Here is a 21,679-nt window from a genome sequence, read left to right as displayed (position 1 = left end):
ATGCGCAGCGCCACGGCCCTCACCCAGGGGCTCCACCACCACGTCCACCGCACGCGGGGCGACCTCCCGTCGCCCTCGACCGCCGTCCCCGACCCGACCCGCACGCCACGGCTCGGAGCCGACGCGTCGTGGACGGTCGAGGCGGTCCAGCAGGTCCGCTACCACGTCGTGCGGTCCCAGGGCCTGTTCGACGTCGACAACACGACGCTGCTCGACGGCTGCGCCGACGCGCCCATGGCCGCGGGGGAGCGCAGACTCGTGGTCGTCGACAGCGCGGTCGACGCCCTGCACGGCGACCGGATCCGTACCTGGTTCGACGCCCACGACGTCGCCGCGACGATCGTCGCCCTGCGCGCGGACGAGGAGGTCAAGCAGTGGGACTCCGTCTCGGCGGTGATCGACGCCATGAACGCCTTCGGGATCGACCGGCGCCGTGAGCCGGTGCTCGCGGTCGGCGGGGGTGTGCTGACCGACGTGGTCGGCTTCGCGGCCAGCCTGTACCGGCGCGGCACGCCGTACCTGCGCATCCCAACCACGCTGATCGGTCTCGTGGACGCCGGTGTCGGGGTCAAGACGGGGGTGAACTACGCGGCCGGCAAGAACCGGGTCGGGACCTACGCGGCGGCCAAGGCGACGTTCCTGGACCGCACCTGGCTCAGCACCCTCGACCCGCGGCACGTGTCCAACGGCCTCGCGGAGGTGCTCAAGGTCGCCCTGATGAAGTCGGCAGAGCTGTTCGAGCTGCTCGAGCGCTCGGGTCGCGACCTGCTCGAGGACCGGCTGCTGGGCAGCACGCCGGAGCTCGACGCCGCGGCCGCGACCGTCGTGGCCGAGTCGATCCACCTGATGCTGGAGGAGCTGCAGCCCAACCTCTGGGAGTCCACCCTCGAGCGCTGCGTCGACTACGGGCACACCTTCAGCCCGGTCATCGAGATGCGCGCGCTCCCCTCCCTGCTCCACGGTGAGGCCGTCGCCGTCGACATGGCGCTGACCACCGTGATCGGCGAGCTCCGCGGCTACGTCTCGATCGAGCAGTCGGCGCGGGTCCTCGCCGTCATGCGCCAGCTGGGACTGCCCACCTGGGACGACGTGCTGGCCGAGCCGGGGCTGCTGGCGTCCGCCCTGCGCGACACCGTGCGCCACCGCGACGGCCAGCAGCGGCTACCCCTGCCCGTCGGGATCGGGGGCCACCGCTTCGTCAACGACGTCACCGACGCCGAGCTGCAGAGGGCGCTGGAGCTGCTGCGCTCGCGCTCCCGGGACTACGCGCAGGAGACGCGATGACGACGGCCGTGGTCGTGGGCGGCTCCACCGGCGTCGGTCGCGGCGTCGCCGACGCGTGGGCCGCTGCCGGCTGCCGGGTGCTGACGCTCAACCGGTCCCGTCCGGTGGGCCCGGGGGCCGAGCTGCTGGAGCACGTCGCGGTCGACCTCGCCGATCCCGACGCCGCGCGCGTCGTCCTGCGCTCGCTGCCCGACGAGGTCGACCTGCTCTGCTACTCGGCCGTCTACTTCACCGCCGGACGTGCGCCGTTCGCCGAGACCACCGAGCGCGACTGGGAGGACCAGTGGCGCATCAACGTGCACGGGCTGTGGCTGGCGCTGCACAGCCTGCTGCCCGCCCTGCGACGTGCGGCGCCCTCGGTCGTGCTCAGCATCTCCTCGGAGGTCGTCTACAACGCGGGCCCGCTGCGGGCCGGCTACGCGGCCACGAAAGCCGCGGCCCGTGGGCTGGTCGAGTCGCTCGCGCAGGAGGAGGACCCGGACGTCGTGCGCGTCGTCCAGGCGCTGCCGGCGCAGATGGTGGACTCGCCGGGCATCAGGGCGCGCCGCCCGGACGACTTCGACTACGCCGACTACATGACGGGTGACGACTTCGGCCCGCTCGCCCGCGACCTCGTGGAGCGACGTGCCGCCGACCTCGCCGGTGAGGTCCTCGTGGTGGACCACGGCGGTGCCTACCGTCCGCTCGGCGACACGCTGCCGACGTCGCAGAGCCGACCGGCGGGGGTGTCGGCATGAGCGTGCGGCACGCGGAGGCGGACGCGTACCTGTTCGACATGGACGGCACGCTCGTGGACTCCACGTCGGTGGTCGAGCGGACCTGGGCCGACTTCAGCCGGCGGCACGGCCTCGACGTGGAGGAGGTGCTGGCCTACGCGCACGGTCGTCCGACGGCCAGCACGACCGCCCACTTCCTCGAGGACGCCGACGTGGCTGCCGACGAGGCGATCCGGCTGGCCGCCCTGGAGGAGGAGACCGTCGACGGCATCGTCGAGGTCCCGGGCGCGGCGGCCCTCGTCGCCGGGCTGCCCGAGGACCGGTGGGCCGTCGTCACCTCGGCCGGCCGACGTCTCGCCGAGCGGCGCCTGGACGCCGCCGGCGTCCCGCGTCCTGCCGTCCTCGTGACGGCCGACGACGTGGCACGGCCCAAGCCCGACCCGGAGGGCTACCTGCTGGCTGCACGGCTCCTCGGCGTCCCCGTCGACGCGTGCGTCGCCTTCGAGGACTCGGAGGCGGGGGTCCGGGCCGCGGTCGCGAGCGGCGCGCGCACGGTCGTGGTCGGCACGCTGTCGTCCCACGACGGGACGCTGCCACGTGTCGTGGACCTCAGCGGTCCCGACGTCCCCGGCGCCGTCGCCGCCACGAGGGTCCCGTCGTGACGGCGCTCGACACCCGCGGCCCTACGGCACGCACGCGAGCGACCGCGACGTTCGCCGTCGACGTCGGCGGCACCTGGACGAGGAGCCGGCCCCTGGAGGACGGCGCACCCACCGAGCGCGTGCCCACACCGAGCATCCTGCGGCGTCCTGGAGTCCCGGTGGCGGTGCTGCGGGACGACCTCGTCGCGCTGCTCGCCCGTCTCGCACCGCCGGGTGCGTGCGTGGCGGTCTCGCTCGGCGCCGCCCTCGACGAGCGCACCGGCATCGTGCACGGCTCGGCGCCGCTGTGGGGGGCGGCCGACGACCCCGTCGACCTGGGCGCCGCGCTCGCCCGACGCCGTCCCGATGTCGCCTGGCACCTCGTCAACGACGTCACCGCGGCCGTCACCGACCTCGCCGTGCGTCACGCACCCGCAGGGGTGCGGCACGTGGGCTACCTGACCGTCAGCAGCGGCATTGCTTACCGGTGTCTCGACGTCCCGCGCGCACGGATCGAGATCGACGAACGCGGGCTGCAGGGCGAGGTCGGCCACCTCGTGGCCCAGGTCGACGCCGAGGACGCCGACCTGCTGCGCCTGCGCTGCGAGTGCGGGGGAGCGGCCCACCTCGCCGCGATCTCCTCCGGTCCGGGCATCGCGCGGCTGGTCGTGCGGCGCGCGGGTGCCACGTCGGACCCGGTCGCCAGGCTTCGCGCGGGCCTCGGCGCAGGGGAGGACTGGGCCCAGGGGGTCCTCCGCTCCGCCGTGGCCCCGGTCGCGGCGCTGGTCCGCACCCTGTGGACCCTCGACCCGCACCTCGACCTGCTGGCCCTCGGCGGCGGTGTGGTCGAGGGACTCGGCGCCGTCTACGAGCACACGCTCCGCGAGCTGCTGGCCGTGCCCGCGTCGTACGCCGACCCGCCGCGGGACGACGCGTGGTTCGACGAGCACCTGCGGTGCTGCGTGCCGGGTGACGTCGACCTGCTGGCCGGCGCCGCCGCAGCCGTGTCCGGAGCAGCGGAGGCGGTCCGATGACCAGGGGAGCCGTCGCGTCGGGGCGCCCCGCGGCACTGGTGCGCGTCGAGCGGCACCGCGCCCTCGTCCGCACGCCCGCCGGCCTGCGGCTGCACAGCCTTCCGACCCCCACGCCCGGACCGGGTGAGCTGCTGCTGGCCCCGGAGGTCGCTCGTGGTGCGGGCACCCGGCCCCGGGCCCGCCACACCGGCCGGCCCCGACCACGACGCGGCCGTCGTGGCCGCGCTCGCCGAGCCGCTGTCGTCCGTGCTGGAGGGGTACCGGGTCGCGACCGACGTGGCCGCCGGCGCACCGTCGACGCTCGTGGTCTGGGGTGGCGGGGTGGTCGGCCGCCTGGCTGTGCGGTGGTGGCGGCACCGCCGTCCCGACCTGCGGGTCCTCCACGTGCACCGCCCCGGCGAGCCGCCGCTCCTGCCGGAGCCGGGCACGCTGGCCCTCGCCGCGGACGACCAGGACCTCCCGGCCGTCCTGGTCGGGCTCACAGGTCCCGTGACCGCCGTCGTCGCCACCCCGCGCACGGCATCGCTCCAGGCCGTGGCTGCGCTGGTGGGACTGTGCCGCGCTGCTCTGACGATCGACCTGCACGCGGGCCTGCCCGCCGGGCCGGTGCGCTGGAACGGCGTCGAGGACGTCGTCGACCTCGCTGCGCTGCGAGCGCGCAACCGCGCCGGGCGTCCCGTCGTGCCGGTCGCTCGCACGGTGGGCCGCCGAGGCGCGGCACCGGTGACCTTCGTGGGCCACCGCGGCGTCGCCCCGGCCACGCTCCAGCGGGCGGCCCACGTGGTGTCCGGCGACCCGACGGCCTGGGCCGACCTTGTGACGCACCACGTGACGCTCGACGTCCTGAAGCTCGCAATGAGGATCTCGCGGTGAGCGCGGGCGTCGTGGCCGTGGCCCAGTGGCGGGTCGCCCCCGACCACCGGGAGGCCGTGGTCGGCGTGCTCGCGGCGGGGACCCGGCACGTGCAGCTCGACGTCGGCGGGCCCGGTCGCGGTCCGATCCTCGACGACGCGGTGCTCGCCGAGCTGTGCCGTCTGGGCGTCGTCGTCGACGCCCTCGCGGTCAACCGCGCGAACGACCTCGGTCTGCACCGCGACGGGCGTCCGACGCCGGAGTGCCTCGACCTGTTGCTCGCCACGGTCGGGCTCGCCCGCCGCCACGGGGTCTCTGCGGTCCACGTGCCCAGCTTCCGGGCGAGCGCGATCGTCGACGCGCCGTCGCGCGACGCGACGGCGGAGGTGCTGGCGCGCTGCGCGGGCGAGGGCGGGGCCGACCTGCTCGTGCTGACCGAGTCGACGCTCGACGCCGCCGATGCCGTCGCGCTGGTCTCGGCCACCGGCGCGTCGACCGTCCGCGTGGTCGCCGACACCGGCAACCTGCTCGACGCCGGCCGCGACCCGTTCGCCTTCGTCGACACCTGCCGCGCGCACGGCGTGCTGGCGCCCTCGGTCCACGTGAAGGTACCGACGGACGTGCGAGCCGACGAGGTCGCGGCCCGCACCCGCACGATCCTCGCGCAGGTCGGCGACGGTGACGTCCTGCTCGAGAACGACTATCGCGGTCGCCCCGACCTGCTGGCCGCCGACGTCGCCGCCGCCTACGACCGCGCCGCCGCCCGCCGGCACTCTCTCGCCGGAGCGACCCTCGACCCGCCGACCCTCCGGCGCACCCGCCCGACCCAAGGAGCGTCACGATGACCGCCACCGCCCTGCTCGACGCCCGAGCCGCCCAGGAGCGTCCGCGCCCAGGAGTCCGCCTGGACTCGCTCACCGGACTGCGCTTCCCCGCGGCGCTCGCCGTGTTGCTGTTCCACAGCGCGCTGCCCGAGCTGCCGTTGTTCGCCGACCGCGGGGTCCAGGAGGGCTACTACCACTGGCTCTCCCAGGCGGGCGGCCTCGGCGTCACGTTCTTCTTCCTGCTCAGCGGCTTCGTCCTGACGTGGTCGGCGAGCGCCGGTGACCGTCCCGCGTCGTTCTACCGCCGACGGTTCGTCAAGATCCTGCCGCTGTACTACGTCACCGCGCTGCTCGCCGTGCTGGTGATGCACGCGGGGTCGGTGCCGTGGCGCGACCTGGCGTCCTACCTGACCATGACGCAGGTCTGGCCGCCCGACTACCCGCTCAACTTCTCCGTGCTGGCGCCGGGCTGGTCGCTCGCGACGGAGGCCTTCTTCTACCTCACCTTCCCCCTCCTCGTCGGCCTGGTGGTCGGCCGGGGGACCCGACGGGCCGCCACCGTGCTCGCCGTGTCGGTGCTGGCCGTCGTGGCCGTGCCGCTCGTGGCGACCCTCCTGCCGGAGGGGAGCCAGCGGCTCTCGAACGAGCCCGACGTCTCGGGCCTGCAGTACTGGTTCGCCTACGTGCTGCCGCTGACCCGACTCCCCGACTTCGGCGTGGGCATGGCGCTCGCGGTGCTGGTGCGTGGCGACGCGCTCCCGCGGCTGTCCCTGCGCTGGTCCTTCGCCGCCCTGGCCGGGGCCTACGTGCTCGCGCTGTCCGCGCCCGTCCTGCTCGCGCAGCGCGCCGTGCTGGTCGTGCCCTGCGCGCTGATCATCGCCGCGGCCGCCCAGCGCGACCTGGCCGGTCGACCCTCGGTGTGGCGTGCCAGGCCGCTGCGCTGGCTCGGTGAGGTCTCCTTCGCGTTCTACCTGCTGCACTTCATCGTCCTCGACGCGCTGGACGTGCACGTGCTGCACGGACCCACCGACTCCGTCGCGGCAGCGGTCGCGTACCTGCTGGGTGCGGTCGCGCTCACGGTCCTCGGCGCCGGAGCGCTGTACCACTGGGTCGAGATGCCCCTGGTCCGCGCCTACGGCGGCCGGACCGTGCGCGGCCTGCGTCCTCGCCGCAGCATCGAGTCGCCGGCCGTGCGGGCGTCGGGCGAGCCGATCGGACCGACGTCCGTCCGCAGCGTCCTGCTCCCGGGACCGCGGGAGGTGGCGCTCGTGCAGCGCCCCGCCCCGGTGCCGGGGCAGGGCGACCTCCTGGTGCGGGTGCGCCTGCTGGGCCTGTGCGGCACCGACCTGGGCTTCTACGACGGCAGCAGCTCCTACCTGCACGACGGGCTCGCCTCGTATCCCTTCGTACCCGGCCACGAGTGGACCGGCGAGGTCGTCGCCGTCGGCGCGGACGTGGACGACGCCTGGGTCGGACGCCGCGTCGCCGGGCACAACATCAGGGCCTGCGGGCGCTGCGAGCACTGCGCGGCGCGACGGATCACGCACTGCCCCGAGCGCCGCGAGATCGGCGTGCTCGGAGACGGCCCTGGTGCCGCGGCGGACCTCGTCGTCGTGCCGGTCTCGACCGTGGTGGCCGTGCCCGACGCGCTCTCGGACACCTCGGCGGCGCTGCTGGAGCCGGCGTCCGCCGCCGTCCACGCGATGCACCGCGTCGACGTCCGCGCGGTCGACCGGGTGGCTGTCGTCGGCGCGGGGACCCTGGGTCTCGTGGCCGCCCAGGCCGCCCGCGCACGAGGCGCCGACGTGCTCGTCGTCGAGCCGCGCAAGGAGGCGCGCGAGCTCGCGGCCAGCCTCGGGCTCGTCGCCGTCGAGCGCCCGGACGGGTCGCACGGCGAGTCCTTCGACGTCGTCGTCGAGGCCTCGGGCTCGACCGTGGGGCTGGTGTCGGCCATCGGGCTGGCCGCGTCCGGCGGTCGGGTGGCGCAGCTCGGCACCCCGCACCACGCCGTCGACGGCGTCCCGGTCGCCGACCTCGTCGTCCGTGACCTGAGCGTCGTCGGCGTCCTGTCCGGCGTCGGGCACTGGGAGGAGCTCGTCGACCTGGTGGTCGCCGGGCACGTCGACCTCGACGCGATGGTCGACCGGGTGGTACCGCTGGAGGACGTGCGGTCCGCCTACGAACGCCTGGCCGACCCCCTGCGGGTGAGGCCCAAGGTGCTGCTCGACTTCATGGCCCACCCCACCACCGACCTGTCCTGAGGAGGACCTCATGAAGATCTACGTCGTCCACGGCTACTCCGCCGCCCCGCACGACCACTGGTTCCCCTGGCTCGCCGAGAAGCTGCGCGCCGAGGGCCACGTCGTGGAGGTCGTGCCCATGCCCGACTCCACGAACCCGTCGCGCGACGCGTGGGAGCGCACCCTCGACGAGCGCGTCGGCGACGTCGACGAGGAGACGCTGCTCGTGACCCACAGCCTCGGCACGGTCACCGTGCTGCGCTGGCTCGCCGCGCGCCCCGCGCCCTGGCGCCTGCGGGGCCTCGTCGCCGTCTCGGGTTTCCAGGGGCCGATCGCCGCGGTCCCCGAGCTCGACGACTACCTCGCCGAGCCGCTCGACCCGGCGGACGTCGCGCGGGTCTGCGAGGCGGTCGACGCGCGCGTCGGCATCTACTCCGACGACGACTCGATCGTCCCTCCCGAGGCGTCGAAGGCGCTGGCCGCACAGCTCGGCGCGCGCACCCGCGAGGTCCCGGGCGGCGGTCACTTCCTCGCCGACGAGGGCTTCACGGAGCTGGCCGAGGTCCTGGAGGCCGTCGAGGACCTCACGCGGTGACCGCGCTGCGGCTCGGCCTGCTCGGCGTGGCGACGTTCGTCTACGTCACCTTCGAGCTGCTCCCCGTGGGCCTGATCGGCGACATCGCGGAGGACCTCGACGTCTCCCAAGGGCGGGTCGGGCTGCTCGTCAGCGGGTACGCGGTCGTGGCGGGGCTGTGCACCATCCCGGGCGTCCGCCTGGTGGCGAGGTGGCCCCGGGCCCGGGCGGTCCAGGGCGCCCTGGCCGTGCTGCTCGTCGCCGCCGTCGTGGCGACCGTCGCGACCAGCTACGCGGCGATGGTGCTGAGTCGGGTGCTCGCGGCGCTGACCCACGGCATCCTCTGGTCGCTCGTGGCCCCGGCCGCGGCGTCGCTCGTGCCGCGCGAGCGTGCGGGCATGGCGACGGCCGCGGTGTTCGGTGGCGCGACGGCGGCCTCGGTCGTCGGCTCGCCCCTGGCCACGTTCGTGGGGGAGGCCACGGACTGGCGCGTGGCGGCCGGCGGTCTCGCCGCGCTCGTGGCACTCACGCTCGTGGGCCTCGTCCTGACGCTGCCGGCCGAGCCGTCGACACCGGCCCCTTCGGTGGCCGCCGACCCGCTCGACCAGGCGGGGAGCGAGCGCGGGCTGGGCCGTCTGCTCGGTCCGGCCGCCGGACCGTTGGTGGTGCTCTACGCCCTCGCCGTCGTGGTCGTGTCGGCCCACTTCACGTCGTTCACGTACGTCGCGCCGATCGCGCGCCGGGCCCTGGACGGCGTCGACGTGCCCCTGCTGCTCGCCGGGTTCGGCGTGGCCGGAGCGGCGGCGACGCTGGTCGTCGGCCGGGTGCTCGACGTCCGTCCGGTGGGCACCACCGTGACCGCGGTTGCGGCCATGCTCGTGGGGACCGCGGGCCTGGCCGCCGCCCTCGGCCTCGGCGCCGGCTCCTCCGTGCTGGTGGGTCTGGTGCTCTTCGCGGCCGTGGCGGTGTGGGGAGCTGCCTTCGCCGCCATCGGCCCCTGCTACCAGGCCGGCGTCATGCGCCTCGCCGGTGACCGGGTCGACACCGCGTCGGCGGTCTACGTGACCTGCTTCCAGGTGGGGATCGCCACCGGGTCGGGACTCGGTGCGCTGCTCGTCGGGATCGACGTCGAGGTGCTGCCCGTCGTGTCGGCGTCGGCGTGCGCCGTCGCCCTCGCCCTGACCCTCCTGCGGCGCGACGTCTACGCCCCGAGGACGACCGTCGGGACGCGCGCCTGACCGTGCCGCACCGGCCCGTCGTGATGTGGTGAGATGGATGTGACCACGGTCACGCGCCCGGTGATCTCGCGCGCCGACCACCCACAGGAACGCCGACGGGCCACACCCTGGGCCCGCGCGTGACGGAAGGAAGCCATGACCCTCTCGACCGGCCCCGACGGCGCCGCCCCGACCACCGCGACGCGACGCGAGCACGACCTGATCGGCGACCGCGACGTCCCGGCCGACGCGTACTGGGGTGTCCACACGCTGCGCGCGACCGAGAACTTCCCGATCACGGGCATCCCGATCGGGCAGAGCCCCTTCCTGGTGGAGGCGCTCGCCGCGGTCAAGCAGGCGGCGGCGACCACGAACCACGAGCTCGGGCTGCTCGACACGCAGCGCTTCCGCGCCATCGAGCAGGCCTGCGAGGAGATCCGGGCCGGCTCCCTGCGCGGCGAGTTCGTCGTCGACGTGATGCAGGGCGGGGCGGGCACGTCGACGAACATGAACGCGAACGAGGTGATCGCCAACCGGGCGCTGGAGATCCTGGGCCGCCCGCGCGGCGACTACGGCTTCCTGCACCCGAACGAGCACGTCAACCTCAGCCAGTCGACCAACGACGTCTACCCGACGGCGGTGAAGATCGCGATCATCCTGGCCACCCACGCGCTGCTCGACGCGATGGTGGTGCTGCAGGACTCCTTCGTCCGCAAGGCCGAGGAGTTCCGCGACGTCCTCAAGATGGGTCGTACGCAGCTGCAGGACGCCGTCCCGATGACGCTCGGGCAGGAGTTCGGTACGTACGCCGTCATGCTGGGGGAGGACCACAGCAGGCTCACCGAGGCCGTCGCGATGCTGCACGAGATCAACCTCGGCGCGACCGCCATCGGCACGCAGCTGAACGCGCCGGCCGGCTACGTGCCCGCCGCGGCGCAGCACCTCGCCCGGCTCACGGGACTGCCGCTGGTCAGCGCGGTCGACCTCATCGAGGCCACGCAGGACTGCGGCGCGTTCGTGCAGCTCTCCGGCACGCTCAAGCGGGTCGCGACGAAGACCAGCAAGATCTGCAACGACCTGCGCCTGCTGTCGTCGGGCCCCCGCGCGGGCCTGAACGAGATCAACCTGCCCGCGGTGCAGGCAGGGTCGAGCATCATGCCCGGCAAGGTCAACCCGGTCATCCCGGAGGTGGTCAACCAGGTCGCGTTCCAGGTGATCGGGATGGACGTCACCGTCACGATGGCCGCCGAGGGCGGTCAGCTGCAGCTCAACGCCTTCGAGCCCGTCATCTGCTACTCGCTGTCCGCCGGCCTCTACCGGCTGCGCGAGGCGATGCTCGTGCTCGCGCGCCGCTGCGTCGACGGCATCACCGCCAACGAGGCGCTGCTGCGCCAGGAGGTCGAGAACTCCATCGGCCTGGTCACCGCCCTCAACCCGTTCATCGGCTACACGGCGGCGACCGAGGTCGCGATGGAGGCCCTGGCGACCGGACGCGGGGTGGCCGAGCTCGTGCTCGAGAAGCAGCTGCTGCCGCCGGAGCAGCTGCGCGCGATCCTGCAGCCCGAGGTGCTCGCGAACCTGACGCCCCGACGTGGCCCCGAGGCCGACGTTCAGGCGAACAGCGTCGTGGCGGGGTCGTCCAGCAGCTCGACCGCCAGCACGTGGTCGTCGGCCACGTAGTCGATCGAGATCCGCACCCCGCGGTCGTGCGGGGTGACGGAGGCCTGCACGTCGCCCAGGCCGTAGGCGATGTCGCGCAGGGTCACGGTGGCCTCGCCGACCGGGTCGTGCTCGGGCCACTCGGCGATCAGCCGGTGCACGACGCCGGCGAGCACGGCGCTGCTCATGGCCCGCACGACGTCGTCGGACCCGACGGCCCGCACCCGCACGTCGGGGAGGCCGAACTGGGCGAGTCCGTCGGTCACGAGGTCGCCGTCGAGCAGGGCCGCGTGGTCGAGCACGTACCACTGGGCGGCGTGCGCGAGCGAGACGTCCTCGCTCGTCAGCTCCAGGACGCGGGGCGTGAGCAGCTCGACGACGACCCCGTCGTGGCGGGCTGCCAGCTCGAGCGCCTGCACGCGGGTGTCGCGCGCAGCGGCGGCCGCCTCCGCCACAGGCGCCTGGCTCTGCAGCACCAGCTGGTGGGGCCGGGCCTCCAGTCGCTCCAGGCCCTGCGGCGACGTGCCGTGCGCGCGCAGCAGCGCGGCGTGGGGCAGGGGCACGTGGTCCTCGTGCTCGAGCGGCTCGGCCGTCATGACGGCGTACAGCGACTCGCACGTGGCGGGGACCGGGACGGGTCGGGTGCTCATGTGGGCCCATCCTAGGCGGGCCGCTGCGTAGACTGGCGCGCGTGACCAGCGACGCCTTCCACGTCTACGACACCACGATGCGCGACGGTGCCCAGCAGGAGGGACTCAACCTCTCCGTGCAGGACAAGCTGCACGTGGCGCGCCACCTCGACGACCTCGGCGTCGGGTTCATCGAGGGCGGCTGGCCGGGATCGAACCCGAAGGACACCGAGTTCTTCGCACTCGCCGCCAAGGAGCTGGAGCTGCGGACCGCGACCCTGGCCGCCTTCGGCGCGACCCGTCGGGCCGGGCTGCGGGCCGCCGACGACCCGCTCGTCGCGGCGCTGCGCGAGTCCGGCGCGCCGGTGGTCACGCTCGTCGCGAAGAGCCACGACCGGCACGTCGAGCTGGCATTGCGCACCACGCTGGAGGAGAACCTGGCGATGGTGCGCGACACGGTCGAGCACCTCCGGGCCGAGGGGCAGCGCGTCTTCGTCGACTGCGAGCACTTCTTCGACGGCTACGTCGCGAACCGCGCGTACGCGCTGGAGGTCGTGCGGACCGCCGCCGAGGCCGGCGCCGACGTCGTCGTGCTGTGCGACACCAACGGCGGCATGCTGCCGCACCAGGTCGAGGAGGTCGTGGCCGACACGCTGTCCGTCGGGGCGCGGCTCGGCATCCACGCGCACAACGACACGGGCTGCGCCGTCGCGAACTCGATGGCCGCGGTGCGCGCCGGGGCCACGCACCTGCAGGGCTGCCTGAACGGCTACGGCGAGCGCACGGGCAACGCCGACCTCGTGACGTCCGTCGCCAACCTCGAGCTCAAGCTCGGCATGCAGGTGCTGCCGGAGGGGGCGCTGGCCGAGGCCACGCGCATTGCGCACGCCGTCTCGGAGATCACCAACTACCCACCCTCCGCGCGCCAGCCGTACACCGGCGTGTCGTCGTTCGCGCACAAGGCCGGCCTGCACGCCAGCGCGATCCGCGTCGACCCCGACCTGTACCAGCACATCGACCCTGCGCTCGTGGGCAACGACATGCGCCTGCTCGTCTCGGAGATGGCCGGTCGGGCCACCATCGAGCTGAAGGGTCGCGAGCTCGGCTACGACGTGGGCGACGACGCCGAGCGGCTCGGGCGCATCACCGAGCGCGTCAAGGCCATGGAGCAGCAGGGCTACACCTTCGAGGCGGCCGACGCGTCGTTCGAGCTGCTGCTCGCCGAGGAGATGGAGGGTGCCCGACCCTCGTACTTCGACGTCGAGTCGTGGCGCGTGCTGGCCGAGTCCTCGCGCGGCACGGAGGCCACCGTCAAGCTGCGCGCCGCCGGTCAGCGGCTCGCGGTCATCGGCGAGGGCAACGGCCCCGTCAACGCCCTCGACCACGCCCTCCGCCAGGCGATCGAGCAGCTGTACCCCGACGTGGCGCGGTTCCACCTCATCGACTTCCGGGTGCGCATCCTCGACCAGGGCCACGGCACCGACGCCGTCACGCGCGTGCTCATCGAGACCTCCGACGGCAAGGACGCGTGGGTCACGGTCGGGGTGGGCCCGAACATGATCGAGGCCTCGTGGGAGGCGCTCGTCGACGCGCTCACCTACGGGCTGCGGCGGCACGGGGTCCCGGTCGGCACCGCGTGACCCGACGTCGACTCCTCGCGCTGGTCCTCGCGCCCACCCTGCTCCTGGGCCTCGGGCTCGGTGCAGCGCTGGTCGTCGACGCCCGCGCGCGACAGGTCGACGTCGACCGTGCCGACGCCGTGGCGCTGCGCTACCAGGAACGTCTCTCGCACTACCGCGAGGTGGTCGTGCGTGAGCTCGAGGCCGCCGACGCGACGGACCCCGACGCCGTGGCCCGGGTGCTGGCACGGCACCGCGACGACGTGCCGACGCTCGGCGCGACGTCGCAGCGCGGCGCAGCGGCCTCCCCGGACTACGGCGCCGCCCGTCGTGAGCAGTCCGTCGTCACCGAGGCGATGGACCGCCTCGACGACGTCGTCGTCGACACCCGGGCCGCGCAGCGCTACCTGGTCGCCGCGCGTCGGGCGCTCGAGGTCGACCCGAACGCGCTCGCGCCCGGCACGTTCGTCACGAGCGGCGCGCCGCTGCGGGCCCAGCTGCTGCCACCCATGCGCACCACCCTGGCGAGCTTCGAGGCCGTCGAGGCACCCCGTGACGCCGCCCCGGTGCGCGACGCGGTGCGGCGCGCGCTCACCCACGTGATCACCGAGGCCGAGGCCTTGGCGGCGCGGCTCGACGCCGGTCAGAGCGGCAGCTTCCAGTACGCCGAGGAGTACGCGGCCGCGCGCACGGCGGTGACGCAGTACGAGGAGCGCACGCGCGCCGACCTACGCGAGGCGCTCGACAACGTGCTGGCCGGCGACGGCGTCGGGCGCTGATCCTGGTGCGCTGATGCTGTGTGCGGCCCGGGGCGGGCGTCAGGCGCGGGGGAGTCGCCGCATCGGCACGTGCTCGATGCCCGCCTCCCAGAAGTTCTCGCCGCACCGCTCGAAGCCGAAGCCGGCGTACCAGTCGTGCAGGTACGCCTGCGCGCCGAGCCGGACCTCGGCGTCGCCCCAGCGCTCCAGGACGGCCCGCAGGAGCCGGCTCGACAGCCCGCGGCCGCGCTGGTCCTGGCGCGTGGCCACCCGCCCGACCTTGCGCACGCCGGACTCGGTGGTGAAGGTGCGCAGATAGCTGGTCGGTCCGTCGGCGTCGGCGAACCACAGGTGGTGGCAGGTCGGAAGGAGGTCGATGCCGTCGACGTCGGGCTCGTCGCACTGCTGCTCGACGGCGAAGACGACGTCGCGGATCCGCCAGATGTCGTACACCTCGGCGGCGGTGAGCTCGTCGCCGGAGCGCACGTGCAGGTCGTCGTCCACGTCGGTCAATCTACTGGCCGTCTCGAGCGTCGGGCTGCTCGGGCGCGTGGGCGGCCGGGTGGGCGAGCAGACGGTCGACGTGCGCCAGCAGCGCACGCCGCAGCGGTTCCGCCCGGGCCGCGAGGTCGCGCTGGCGGCGCACGTACTCGGCCCGACCGTCGGCGACCTCGACCGGGATCGGGTCGAGGCCGTAGGAGCCGACGTCGTAGGGCGAGGCCTGCATGTCGACGGTGCGGATCTCCAGCGCCAGCTCGAACGCGTCGAGCACCACCGTCGACTCGACGAACGGCAGCAGCCGGAAGGCGATCCGGTAGAGGTCCATGTTGGCGTGCAGGCAGCCCGGCTGCTCGTGCGCGAGCTGGTGCTCCCGGCCGAGCTGCCAGGCGTTGCGCGGCTCGGCCGCCGGGGTGAAGAAGCGGAACGCGTCGACGTGCGTGCAGGTGAGCGGGTGGGCCTCGACGACGGCGTCGGTGCCGCTGCGGCCGAGCCGGAGCGGCAGGTCGTGGCGGGGCTGCTCGGAGCGGTAGACCATGGCCCACTCGTGCAGGCCGAAGCAGCCGTAGCGGGCCGGGCGGTCGAGCGTGGCGGTCAGCAGCGACCTGGTCCACCGCAGGCCGCGCACGCGGGAGGCGAGCCGCCTGGGGTCGACCGTGCTGACGCCGTCACGCGTCACGTAGGCGCCGAGGGCGGCGTGCTCCGGCGCGTCGGCGAGCCCGACGTCGAGGCCGGGGTGCCAGCGCTCGAGCTGGGCGGGGGAGAGGTTGTAGTACTCGAAGAGGAAGTCGACGACGGGGTGCGGCTCGTGCCGCTCGCGGCGGAGCAGGTGTGGCGCGGTCCAGGTGCGGGCACGCTCGCGGTGGGCTGCGGCGCGCGGCTCCCAGACGTCGCGGTCCAGCACCTGCCGCACGAGGGTCGGGGAGGTGCTCACGCGGCGCAGTCGGCGCAGGTGCCGAAGATCTCCAGCGTGTGCTCGACGTCGGTGAAGCCGTTCTCGGTCGCCACCTTCGTGGCCCACGACTCGACCGCCGGGCCCGCGACCTCGACGGCGCGCCCGCAGGAGCGGCAGACGAGATGGTGGTGGTGCTCGCCGGCCTCGCAGCGCCGGTACAGCACCTCGCCGTCGTTGCCGCGCAGCGCGTCGACCTGCTCGGCGTCGACGAGCGCCTGCAGGTTGCGGTAGACGGTCGACAGGCCGACCTTCTCGCCCCGCTGGCCCAGCACGCCATGGATCTGCTGGGCGCTGGCGAAGCCTTCGAGCTCGTCGAGCACCGCGCTCACGGCGCGCCGCTGTCGGGTGTTGCGGATGTCAACCATGGTCCTCCTCAGGAGGAGCGTACCGACCGTCGACGACGCAGGCCCACGGTGACACCACGCAGCAGCGTGGTCAGCACGAAGGTGCCCAGTGCGAGCATGACGATCGTGGGGCCTGGTGCCGTGTTGGCCTCGAAGCTGGTGACGACGCCGAGCACCGCGGTGAGCAGCCCGATGGCCATCGCCAGCAGGTGCGTGAGCCGGAAGCTGCGCGCGACCTGCTGTGCGGCCGCCACGGGCACGACCATGAGCGCGGACACCAGCAGCAGCCCGACGGTGCGCATCGCGACCGTGATGGTCGCGGCCGCCATGACGGCGATCAGCAGGCCGTACAGGCGTGTCGGCACGCCGCTGACCTTGGCGTGCTCCTCGTCCTGGCAGACGGCGAACAGCTGGGGCGAGAGCAGCAGGCACAGGCCGACGACGACGACGCCGAGCACGCTCACGACGACGACGTCGGTGTCGGTGACGGTCGTGATGGATCCGAAGAGGTAGCGGTTGAGGGTCGCGCCGCTCTCGCCGGCGAGGCCGATCAGCAGGACGCCCGCGGCGATGCCGCCGTAGAACAGCATCGCGAGCGCGACGTCGCCGCTGGTGCGCGTGTAGGTGCGCAGCACCTCGATGACGACCGCGCCGAGGACGGCGACGACGAGTGCGGTGAGCACCGGCGCCGTCCCCGTGAGCAGCCCCAGCGCGACGCCGGTCAGGGCGACGTGGCCGAGGCCGTCGCCCAGCAGCGCGAGACGGCGCTGGACCATGAACGTGCCGATCGCCGGTGCGGCGAGACCGGTGAAGAACGCGGCCACGAGGGCGAGCCGCATGAACTCGTAGTCGAGCAGGTCGAGGCTCACCAGACCCCCTCCTCGGGCAGGGGACGCACGCGGTCGGGGTCGGCCGTGTGCGGGTGGGCGTCGCCGTGGTGCTGCTGGTGGACGTCGGCGACGTGGTCGTCGACCGGGCCGTCGTGCACCACGCGACCCTGGTCGAGGACGACGGCGCGGTCCACGAGCGGGAGCATCGGGCCGAGCTCGTGCGCGACGAGCAGCACGGTCATGCCCTCGGTGGCGAGGTGGCTGAGCAGGTCGGCGAGGTCCTCGGTGTGGTGGGCGTCGACCCCGGCGGTGGGCTCGTCCATGACGAGCAGCTCGGGCTCGCCGGCGAGTGCCCGCGCGATGGCGACACGCTGCTGCTGGCCACCGGAGAGCTCGACGAGCGGCGACGACGCGCGGTGGGCGAGGCCGACGCTCTCCAGGGCGGTGACGACCGCCTCGCGGTCGGACCGGCGCGGCAGCCCCACGCGCGGGCGCAGCGACAGGCGACCGCTCGAGACGACCTCGCGCACCGTGGCGGGCACGCCGGTCGAGGCGGCCGACCGCTGCGGCACGTAGCCGACCCGTCGCCAGCTGCGGAACCGCGCGAGCGGCTCGCCGAAGAGCTCGACCGTGCCGGTCGAGGGCACGAGCCCGACGGCCGCGCGCACCATCGTCGACTTCCCGGATCCGTTCGAGCCGAGCAGGGTCACGAACTCGCCCCGCTCGACCGTGAGGTCGACGCCGCGCAGCACCGGGTCACCGCCCAGCGTGACCTCGACGTCACGCAGGACGAGTGGGGGGTGCGTCATGAGCAGCTGTTGGCCTTCTGGAGCTCGGCGAGGTTGGAGCGCATGATCGAGAGGTAGTCCTCGTCGGACGTGTCCTTCGTGAGTCCCTCGATCGGGTCGAGCGTAGCCGTCCGCACCCCGGCCTCGCGCGCCACCGTGCGGGCGACCGCGGGGCTGACGAGGGTCTCGGTGAAGACCGTCGTGATGCCGTCGCGCTTCACGAGGTCGGAGATCTCGGCGAGCTGGGCGGCCGACGGCTCGGTGCTGGGGTCGATGCCGGCGATGGGGATCTGCACGAGGTCGTAGGCGCGGGCGAGGTAGGCGAACGCGGCGTGGCTGGTGACGATGTCGCGGACCTTGCAGGTCTTGAGCCCGGCCCGGTACTCGCCGTCGAGCTTCTGGAGGTCGGCGACGAGGGCCGCGGCGTTCGCCTCGTACTCGTCGGCGTGGTCGGGGTCGAGCTTCACGAGGGCGTCGCGCACGTGCTCGGTCAGCGGCTCGAGGTTCGTCGGGGCGAGCCAGAGGTGCGGGTCGACGCCGCCGTGGTCGTGCCCGTGGTCGTGCCCGTGGTCGTGGCCCTCCTCCTCCGCGTGGCCCTCCTCGTCGGCGTGCTCCTCGTCGCCGTGCGCATGGTCGTCGTGGCCCTCCTCCTCGCCCTCGGCGTGCGCCTCCTCGGACTCCTCGATGCGGTCGACGCCGTCGGCGGCGTCGACCGTGGTGCCGGGCTCGCGGTCGGCCTCCTTGACGGCCTCGTCGACGGCGGTCTGGAACTCGTCCTGGTAGACCACGAGGTCGGCGTCCTGCACCGACGCGACCTGCTTCGGGCTGAGCTCGAGGTCGTGCGGCTCGCCGCCGGGCTTCGTCAGGTTCGTGACGTCGGCGTGGTCGCCGGCGATGCGCTCGGTCACGTACTGCAGCGGGTAGAACGACGTGACGACCGACAGCCTGCCGTCCGAGCCGCCGTCGGAGGAGCCGCCGCTGCCGCAGGCCGCGAGGACCAGGGCGCAGGAGGCGAGCAGGACGGCGGAGCGGGTGCGACGAAGAGCCATGAGAACGATTGTCAAGACGAGCGGGAACCGTTGTCAAATCCCTCGCCTGACGGACGCGTCACACCCGCGTCGCGCTGGCACCACCATGGGGGTCGCACCGCCGTCGGACGCCTCGCGCACGATCGATACGCTGGACGTCCATCGGGAGCGCACGGCCACGGACGTGCGCACGACCCGCCGACACCCAGCCGGAAACGGAGCGCCCCACCATGGCCACCAGCCTGATCGACACCGTCATCTCCCTGTGCAAGCGACGGGGGTTCGTCTACCAGTGCGGCGAGATCTACGGCGGCACGCGCTCGGCCTGGGACTACGGCCCGCTCGGCGTCGAGCTGAAGGAGAACATCAAGCGTCAGTGGTGGCGCTCGATGGTGCAGAGCCGCGACGACGTCGTCGGGCTCGACTCCTCGGTGATCCTGCCGCGCCCCGTCTGGGAGGCCTCCGGCCACGTCGACGTCTTCACCGACCCCCTCGTGGAGTCGACCAAGACCCACAAGCGCTACCGCGCCGACCACCTGTGGGAGGCGTTCGAGGCCAAGCACGGCCGTGAGCCCGAGAGCTGGGACGAGGTCCCCGACCCCGACACCGGCGAGCGCGGCCACTGGACCGAGCCCCGCGCCTTCTCCGGGCTCATGAAGACCTACCTGGGTCCGGTCGACAGCGAGGAGGGCCTGCACTACCTCCGTCCGGAGACCGCGCAGGGCATCTTCGTGAACTTCGCGCAGGTGCTGACGACGTCGCGCAAGAAGCCGCCGTTCGGCATCGCGCAGATCGGCAAGAGCTTCCGCAACGAGATCACGCCGGGCAACTTCATCTTCCGCACGCGCGAGTTCGAGCAGATGGAGATGGAGTTCTTCGTCCCGCCGGGCACCGACGAGCAGTGGCACGAGGAGTGGCTGGCCACGCGGATGGCCTGGTACACCGACCTCGGCGTCGCCCCCGAGAACCTGCGCTTCTACGAGCACGCGCAGGAGAAGCTGTCGCACTACTCCAAGCGCACGGTCGACATCGAGTACCGCTTCCAGTTCCAGGGCTCGGAGTGGGGCGAGCTCGAGGGCATCGCCAACCGCACCGACTACGACCTCAGCACCCACGCGAAGCACTCGGGCAAGGATCTGTCCTACTTCGACCAGGCCACGGGCGAGCGGTACACGCCGTACGTCATCGAGCCCGCGGCCGGCGTCAACCGCTCGATGATGGCCTTCCTCGTGGACGCCTACGCCGAGGACGAGGCGCCCAACACCAAGGGCGGGGTCGACAAGCGCACCGTGCTGCGCCTGGAGACCAAGAAGAAGGCGTACAAGAAGCAGGTCCGCGCCTTCCAGGCCGACGCCGCGCCCCCCTCTGCCGAGCCCGAGGAGCCGACCGAGGAGCCCGGTGGGGAGCCCGGCGAGGGTGAGGGCGGGGACGCGCCGGCGCCGGAGGAGACCGCTGCCCCCTAGGGTGTGCGCGTGACCCGCCCGCTCTACCTCCACATCGGTCTGCAGAAGACCGGCACGTCGTACCTCCAGGGGCTCTTCGGCTGATGCTCGACGTGCGCGACCGGTTCCGCCCGCACGACCCGCCGCAGGCGCGCGAGGGGCTGCGCGACCTGCCCGGCAACCTCGACGCCGCGCAGGGTCGGGCGGCGCTGGTCTCCGAGGAGTCCTTCTCCCCGGCCGATGACGCGCAGGTCCAGCGGCTGCTCGCGGCCTGCTCGGACCGCGAGGTCCACGTGGTCGTCACCGCTCGCGACCTGGGCCGCCAGATCCCGTCGGTGTGGCAGCAGGGCCTGCAGTCCGGCCGCGCCATCACCTTCCCCGACTACCTCGCGCGCCTGCACAAGACGCAGGGCACGCCCGCTCCGATCTGGTGGCAGAAGGACCTGCCGGCGGTCCTGGAGAAGTGGAGCCGGCACGTGCCGGCCGAGCGCATCCACGTCGTGACGGTGCCGCCGCCCGGCGCCGACAAGGGGCTGCTGCTCGAGCGCTTCTGCTCGGTGCTCGGCATCGACCCCGCTCTCCTCGACCAGTCCTCGGTGGGGCGGGCCAACCGCGGCCTGCGGCTGGAGCAGGCCGAGGTGCTGCGCCGGGTCAACGCCGGCATCCCCGACGACCTCAAGCGCCGCGACGTCTACGGCGATGTGGGCAAGCGCGGCTTCTCGGTCAAGGTCCTCGGTGGCGCCGAGGGTCGGCCGATCCTGCTGCCGGAGAGCGAACGCGCCTGGTGCGAGGAGCTCTCGCAGCGCTACGTCGACCACGTCCGCGACGGCGGCTACGACGTGGTCGGCGACGTGGAGGACCTGCTGCCGCGAGACTCGGCCTTCGCGCCCGACGAGCAGGAGGTGAGCGAGGAGCAGGTCGCGCAGGTCGCGGTCGACGCGCTCACCACCATGGTCTCGCGCCAGCTCACCACCCACCGGACCCGCAAGGACCGTGCGGCCGCGGAGGCGGCCGAGCGCGCCCGCCGCGGTTGGCGGGGCCGGGTGCGACGTCTGCTCGGCGTCGACGCCGGCATCAACAGATGAGCGGGACCACGATCTCGTCGGGGATGCCCGGCGTCAGGTCGTAGGACGCACGCACCACGCGGTGGTCGGAGACCCTGCTGGGGTGGGTGCTGACGACGTTGACCCCCAGCTGGCCGCGGTGCATGAGGTAGTCGATGCGGCTGCGCGGGTTGGCCGACGGGTGGGTCAGGCCGGCGCCGCGACCCGCGGCCGCCCAGGTGTCGGTCGCGACGCCGCGCAGCGTGGTGATGGGCGCCGAGGCCGGGCGTGCGTTGAGGTCGCCGCCCAGCACGACGCGGTGCGGGTCGTCGGCCAGGATGCGTGCCACGGTGCGCGCCTGGGTCAGCCGCGCGTCCTGTGAGGTGTGCTCGAAGTGCGTGGTGAACACGCTCACCCGCTGGCCCGGCAGCGGCTCGACCACGACACGGAGCAGGCCGCGCTGCTGGGTGCCGGGTGGCCGGGGAAGCAGGGTGTTGCTGCTCTCGAGGATCGGGTACGCCGACAGCACGGCCGTGCCGTAGCGGCTGTCGCTCGGGCGCAGCACGTTGGTCGCGAAGGCGTACTCCATGCCCAGCTGACCGGCGAGGTAGGCGGCCTGGTCGACGCGGCCGCTGTTGATGCGGTTCTTGTCGACCTCCTGCAGCAGCAGGACGTCGACCTGCAGCGCGGCCATCTCCTGCGCC

21 protein-coding genes and 1 pseudogene are annotated in these 21,679 nt (G+C 73.6%); 14 read left to right on the top strand and 8 right to left on the bottom strand.

All coding sequences use genetic code 11. The features are described 5' to 3' along the window. The 10 genes from A6Q81_RS01600 to A6Q81_RS01555 all read left to right on the top strand — a co-directional run bounded on the left by A6Q81_RS01600 (position 1) and on the right by A6Q81_RS01555 (position 11,062). The gene (locus A6Q81_RS01600) at positions 1-1,284 is read left to right on the top strand and encodes a sedoheptulose 7-phosphate cyclase (RefSeq protein WP_286689288.1); all 1,284 of its coding nucleotides are present in this window, start codon (positions 1-3) and stop codon (positions 1,282-1,284) included. Then, positions 1,281-2,021, top strand: coding sequence for an SDR family NAD(P)-dependent oxidoreductase (locus A6Q81_RS01595; protein ID WP_286689287.1), 741 nt, complete (start codon positions 1,281-1,283; stop codon positions 2,019-2,021). The genes A6Q81_RS01600 and A6Q81_RS01595 overlap by 4 nt, the downstream gene beginning before the upstream one ends. Then, positions 2,018-2,662 (top strand): HAD-IA family hydrolase, encoded by a 645-nt coding sequence (locus A6Q81_RS01590; RefSeq protein ID WP_067856504.1) that lies wholly within the window; start codon positions 2,018-2,020, stop codon positions 2,660-2,662. Before A6Q81_RS01595 ends, A6Q81_RS01590 begins: the two co-directional genes overlap by 4 nt. Further along, the gene (locus A6Q81_RS01585; RefSeq protein ID WP_286689286.1) at positions 2,659-3,675 is read left to right on the top strand and encodes an ROK family protein; all 1,017 of its coding nucleotides are present in this window, start codon (positions 2,659-2,661) and stop codon (positions 3,673-3,675) included. Before A6Q81_RS01590 ends, A6Q81_RS01585 begins: the two co-directional genes overlap by 4 nt. A gap of 153 nt (positions 3,676-3,828) precedes the next feature. Then, complete coding sequence (locus tag A6Q81_RS01580; protein WP_286689285.1) at positions 3,829-4,548, top strand: hypothetical protein; 720 nt, start codon at positions 3,829-3,831, stop codon at positions 4,546-4,548. Next, entirely contained in the window at positions 4,545-5,372 is an 828-nt protein-coding gene (locus A6Q81_RS01575) for a sugar phosphate isomerase/epimerase family protein (RefSeq protein WP_286689284.1), read from the top strand. Before A6Q81_RS01580 ends, A6Q81_RS01575 begins: the two co-directional genes overlap by 4 nt. Then, positions 5,369-7,612 (top strand): acyltransferase family protein, encoded by a 2,244-nt coding sequence (locus tag A6Q81_RS01570; RefSeq protein ID WP_286689283.1) that lies wholly within the window; start codon positions 5,369-5,371, stop codon positions 7,610-7,612. Before A6Q81_RS01575 ends, A6Q81_RS01570 begins: the two co-directional genes overlap by 4 nt. Before the next feature lie 10 nt (positions 7,613-7,622). Continuing rightward, positions 7,623-8,186: an RBBP9/YdeN family alpha/beta hydrolase gene (locus A6Q81_RS01565; RefSeq protein ID WP_067856517.1), complete on the top strand. Its 564-nt coding sequence runs from the start codon at positions 7,623-7,625 to the stop codon at positions 8,184-8,186. Further along, positions 8,183-9,403: an MFS transporter gene (locus tag A6Q81_RS01560; RefSeq protein ID WP_067856520.1), complete on the top strand. Its 1,221-nt coding sequence runs from the start codon at positions 8,183-8,185 to the stop codon at positions 9,401-9,403. Before A6Q81_RS01565 ends, A6Q81_RS01560 begins: the two co-directional genes overlap by 4 nt. A 135-nt stretch (positions 9,404-9,538) precedes the next feature. Next, positions 9,539-11,062, top strand: coding sequence for an aspartate ammonia-lyase (locus A6Q81_RS01555; protein ID WP_083516324.1), 1,524 nt, complete (start codon positions 9,539-9,541; stop codon positions 11,060-11,062). On the opposite strand, the gene A6Q81_RS01550 is transcribed toward A6Q81_RS01555, so the two are convergent. After that, a complete protein-coding gene (locus A6Q81_RS01550; protein ID WP_067856522.1) occupies positions 10,993-11,691 on the bottom strand; it encodes a hypothetical protein in 699 nt (232 codons plus the stop codon). The two genes, A6Q81_RS01555 and A6Q81_RS01550, sit on opposite strands and share 70 nt — an antisense overlap. 41 nt (positions 11,692-11,732) lie before the next feature. Between A6Q81_RS01550 and cimA the strand changes: the two genes are divergently transcribed. Continuing rightward, entirely contained in the window at positions 11,733-13,310 is a 1,578-nt protein-coding gene (gene cimA / locus A6Q81_RS01545) for a citramalate synthase (RefSeq protein ID WP_144433711.1), read from the top strand. Beyond that, entirely contained in the window at positions 13,307-14,068 is a 762-nt protein-coding gene (locus A6Q81_RS01540) for a hypothetical protein (protein ID WP_286689282.1), read from the top strand. The genes cimA and A6Q81_RS01540 overlap by 4 nt, the downstream gene beginning before the upstream one ends. Before the next feature lie 39 nt (positions 14,069-14,107). Here the strand turns inward: A6Q81_RS01540 and A6Q81_RS01535 are convergent, their stop codons facing one another. Genes A6Q81_RS01535 through A6Q81_RS01510 form a run of 6 tightly spaced genes read right to left on the bottom strand, consistent with a single transcriptional unit; the run spans position 14,108 to position 18,511 of the window. Beyond that, positions 14,108-14,551, bottom strand: a complete 444-nt coding sequence (locus tag A6Q81_RS01535) for a GNAT family N-acetyltransferase (protein WP_286689281.1) — start codon at positions 14,549-14,551, stop codon at positions 14,108-14,110. Between the two features lie 10 nt (positions 14,552-14,561). Beyond that, complete coding sequence (locus tag A6Q81_RS01530; RefSeq protein ID WP_286689280.1) at positions 14,562-15,479, bottom strand: 3-methyladenine DNA glycosylase; 918 nt, start codon at positions 15,477-15,479, stop codon at positions 14,562-14,564. After that, positions 15,476-15,865, bottom strand: coding sequence for a Fur family transcriptional regulator (locus tag A6Q81_RS01525; protein ID WP_286689279.1), 390 nt, complete (start codon positions 15,863-15,865; stop codon positions 15,476-15,478). Before A6Q81_RS01525 ends, A6Q81_RS01530 begins: the two co-directional genes overlap by 4 nt. 8 nt (positions 15,866-15,873) lie before the next feature. After that, positions 15,874-16,713 (bottom strand): metal ABC transporter permease, encoded by an 840-nt coding sequence (locus A6Q81_RS01520; RefSeq protein ID WP_236749843.1) that lies wholly within the window; start codon positions 16,711-16,713, stop codon positions 15,874-15,876. After that, entirely contained in the window at positions 16,710-17,483 is a 774-nt protein-coding gene (locus tag A6Q81_RS01515) for a metal ABC transporter ATP-binding protein (RefSeq protein WP_286689278.1), read from the bottom strand. The genes A6Q81_RS01520 and A6Q81_RS01515 overlap by 4 nt, the downstream gene beginning before the upstream one ends. Beyond that, positions 17,480-18,511, bottom strand: a complete 1,032-nt coding sequence (locus A6Q81_RS01510; RefSeq protein WP_286689277.1) for a metal ABC transporter substrate-binding protein — start codon at positions 18,509-18,511, stop codon at positions 17,480-17,482. Before A6Q81_RS01510 ends, A6Q81_RS01515 begins: the two co-directional genes overlap by 4 nt. Positions 18,512-18,720: 209 nt before the next feature. On the opposite strand from A6Q81_RS01510, the pseudogene A6Q81_RS01505 reads away from it, so the two are divergent. Both A6Q81_RS01505 and A6Q81_RS01500 read left to right on the top strand, forming a co-directional pair. Further along, a pseudogene (locus A6Q81_RS01505) lies at positions 18,721-19,824 on the top strand (glycine--tRNA ligase); the annotation flags it as partial. A gap of 212 nt (positions 19,825-20,036) precedes the next feature. Next, a complete protein-coding gene (locus A6Q81_RS01500; protein ID WP_286689276.1) occupies positions 20,037-21,017 on the top strand; it encodes a hypothetical protein in 981 nt (326 codons plus the stop codon). Here the strand turns inward: A6Q81_RS01500 and A6Q81_RS01495 are convergent. Then, a partial coding sequence (locus A6Q81_RS01495; RefSeq protein WP_286689275.1) for an endonuclease/exonuclease/phosphatase family protein occupies positions 21,007-21,679 on the bottom strand: 673 nt, incomplete at its 5' end. The genes A6Q81_RS01500 and A6Q81_RS01495 overlap by 11 nt on opposite strands.

The sequence above is a fragment of the Aeromicrobium sp. REDSEA-S38_B2 genome (genome assembly GCF_001628525.1).
GTDB lineage: Bacteria > Actinomycetota > Actinomycetes > Propionibacteriales > Nocardioidaceae > Aeromicrobium > Aeromicrobium erythreum.
Note: the sequence above shows the minus strand (reverse complement) of the source record. Positions and strands in the feature narration are given on the sequence as shown.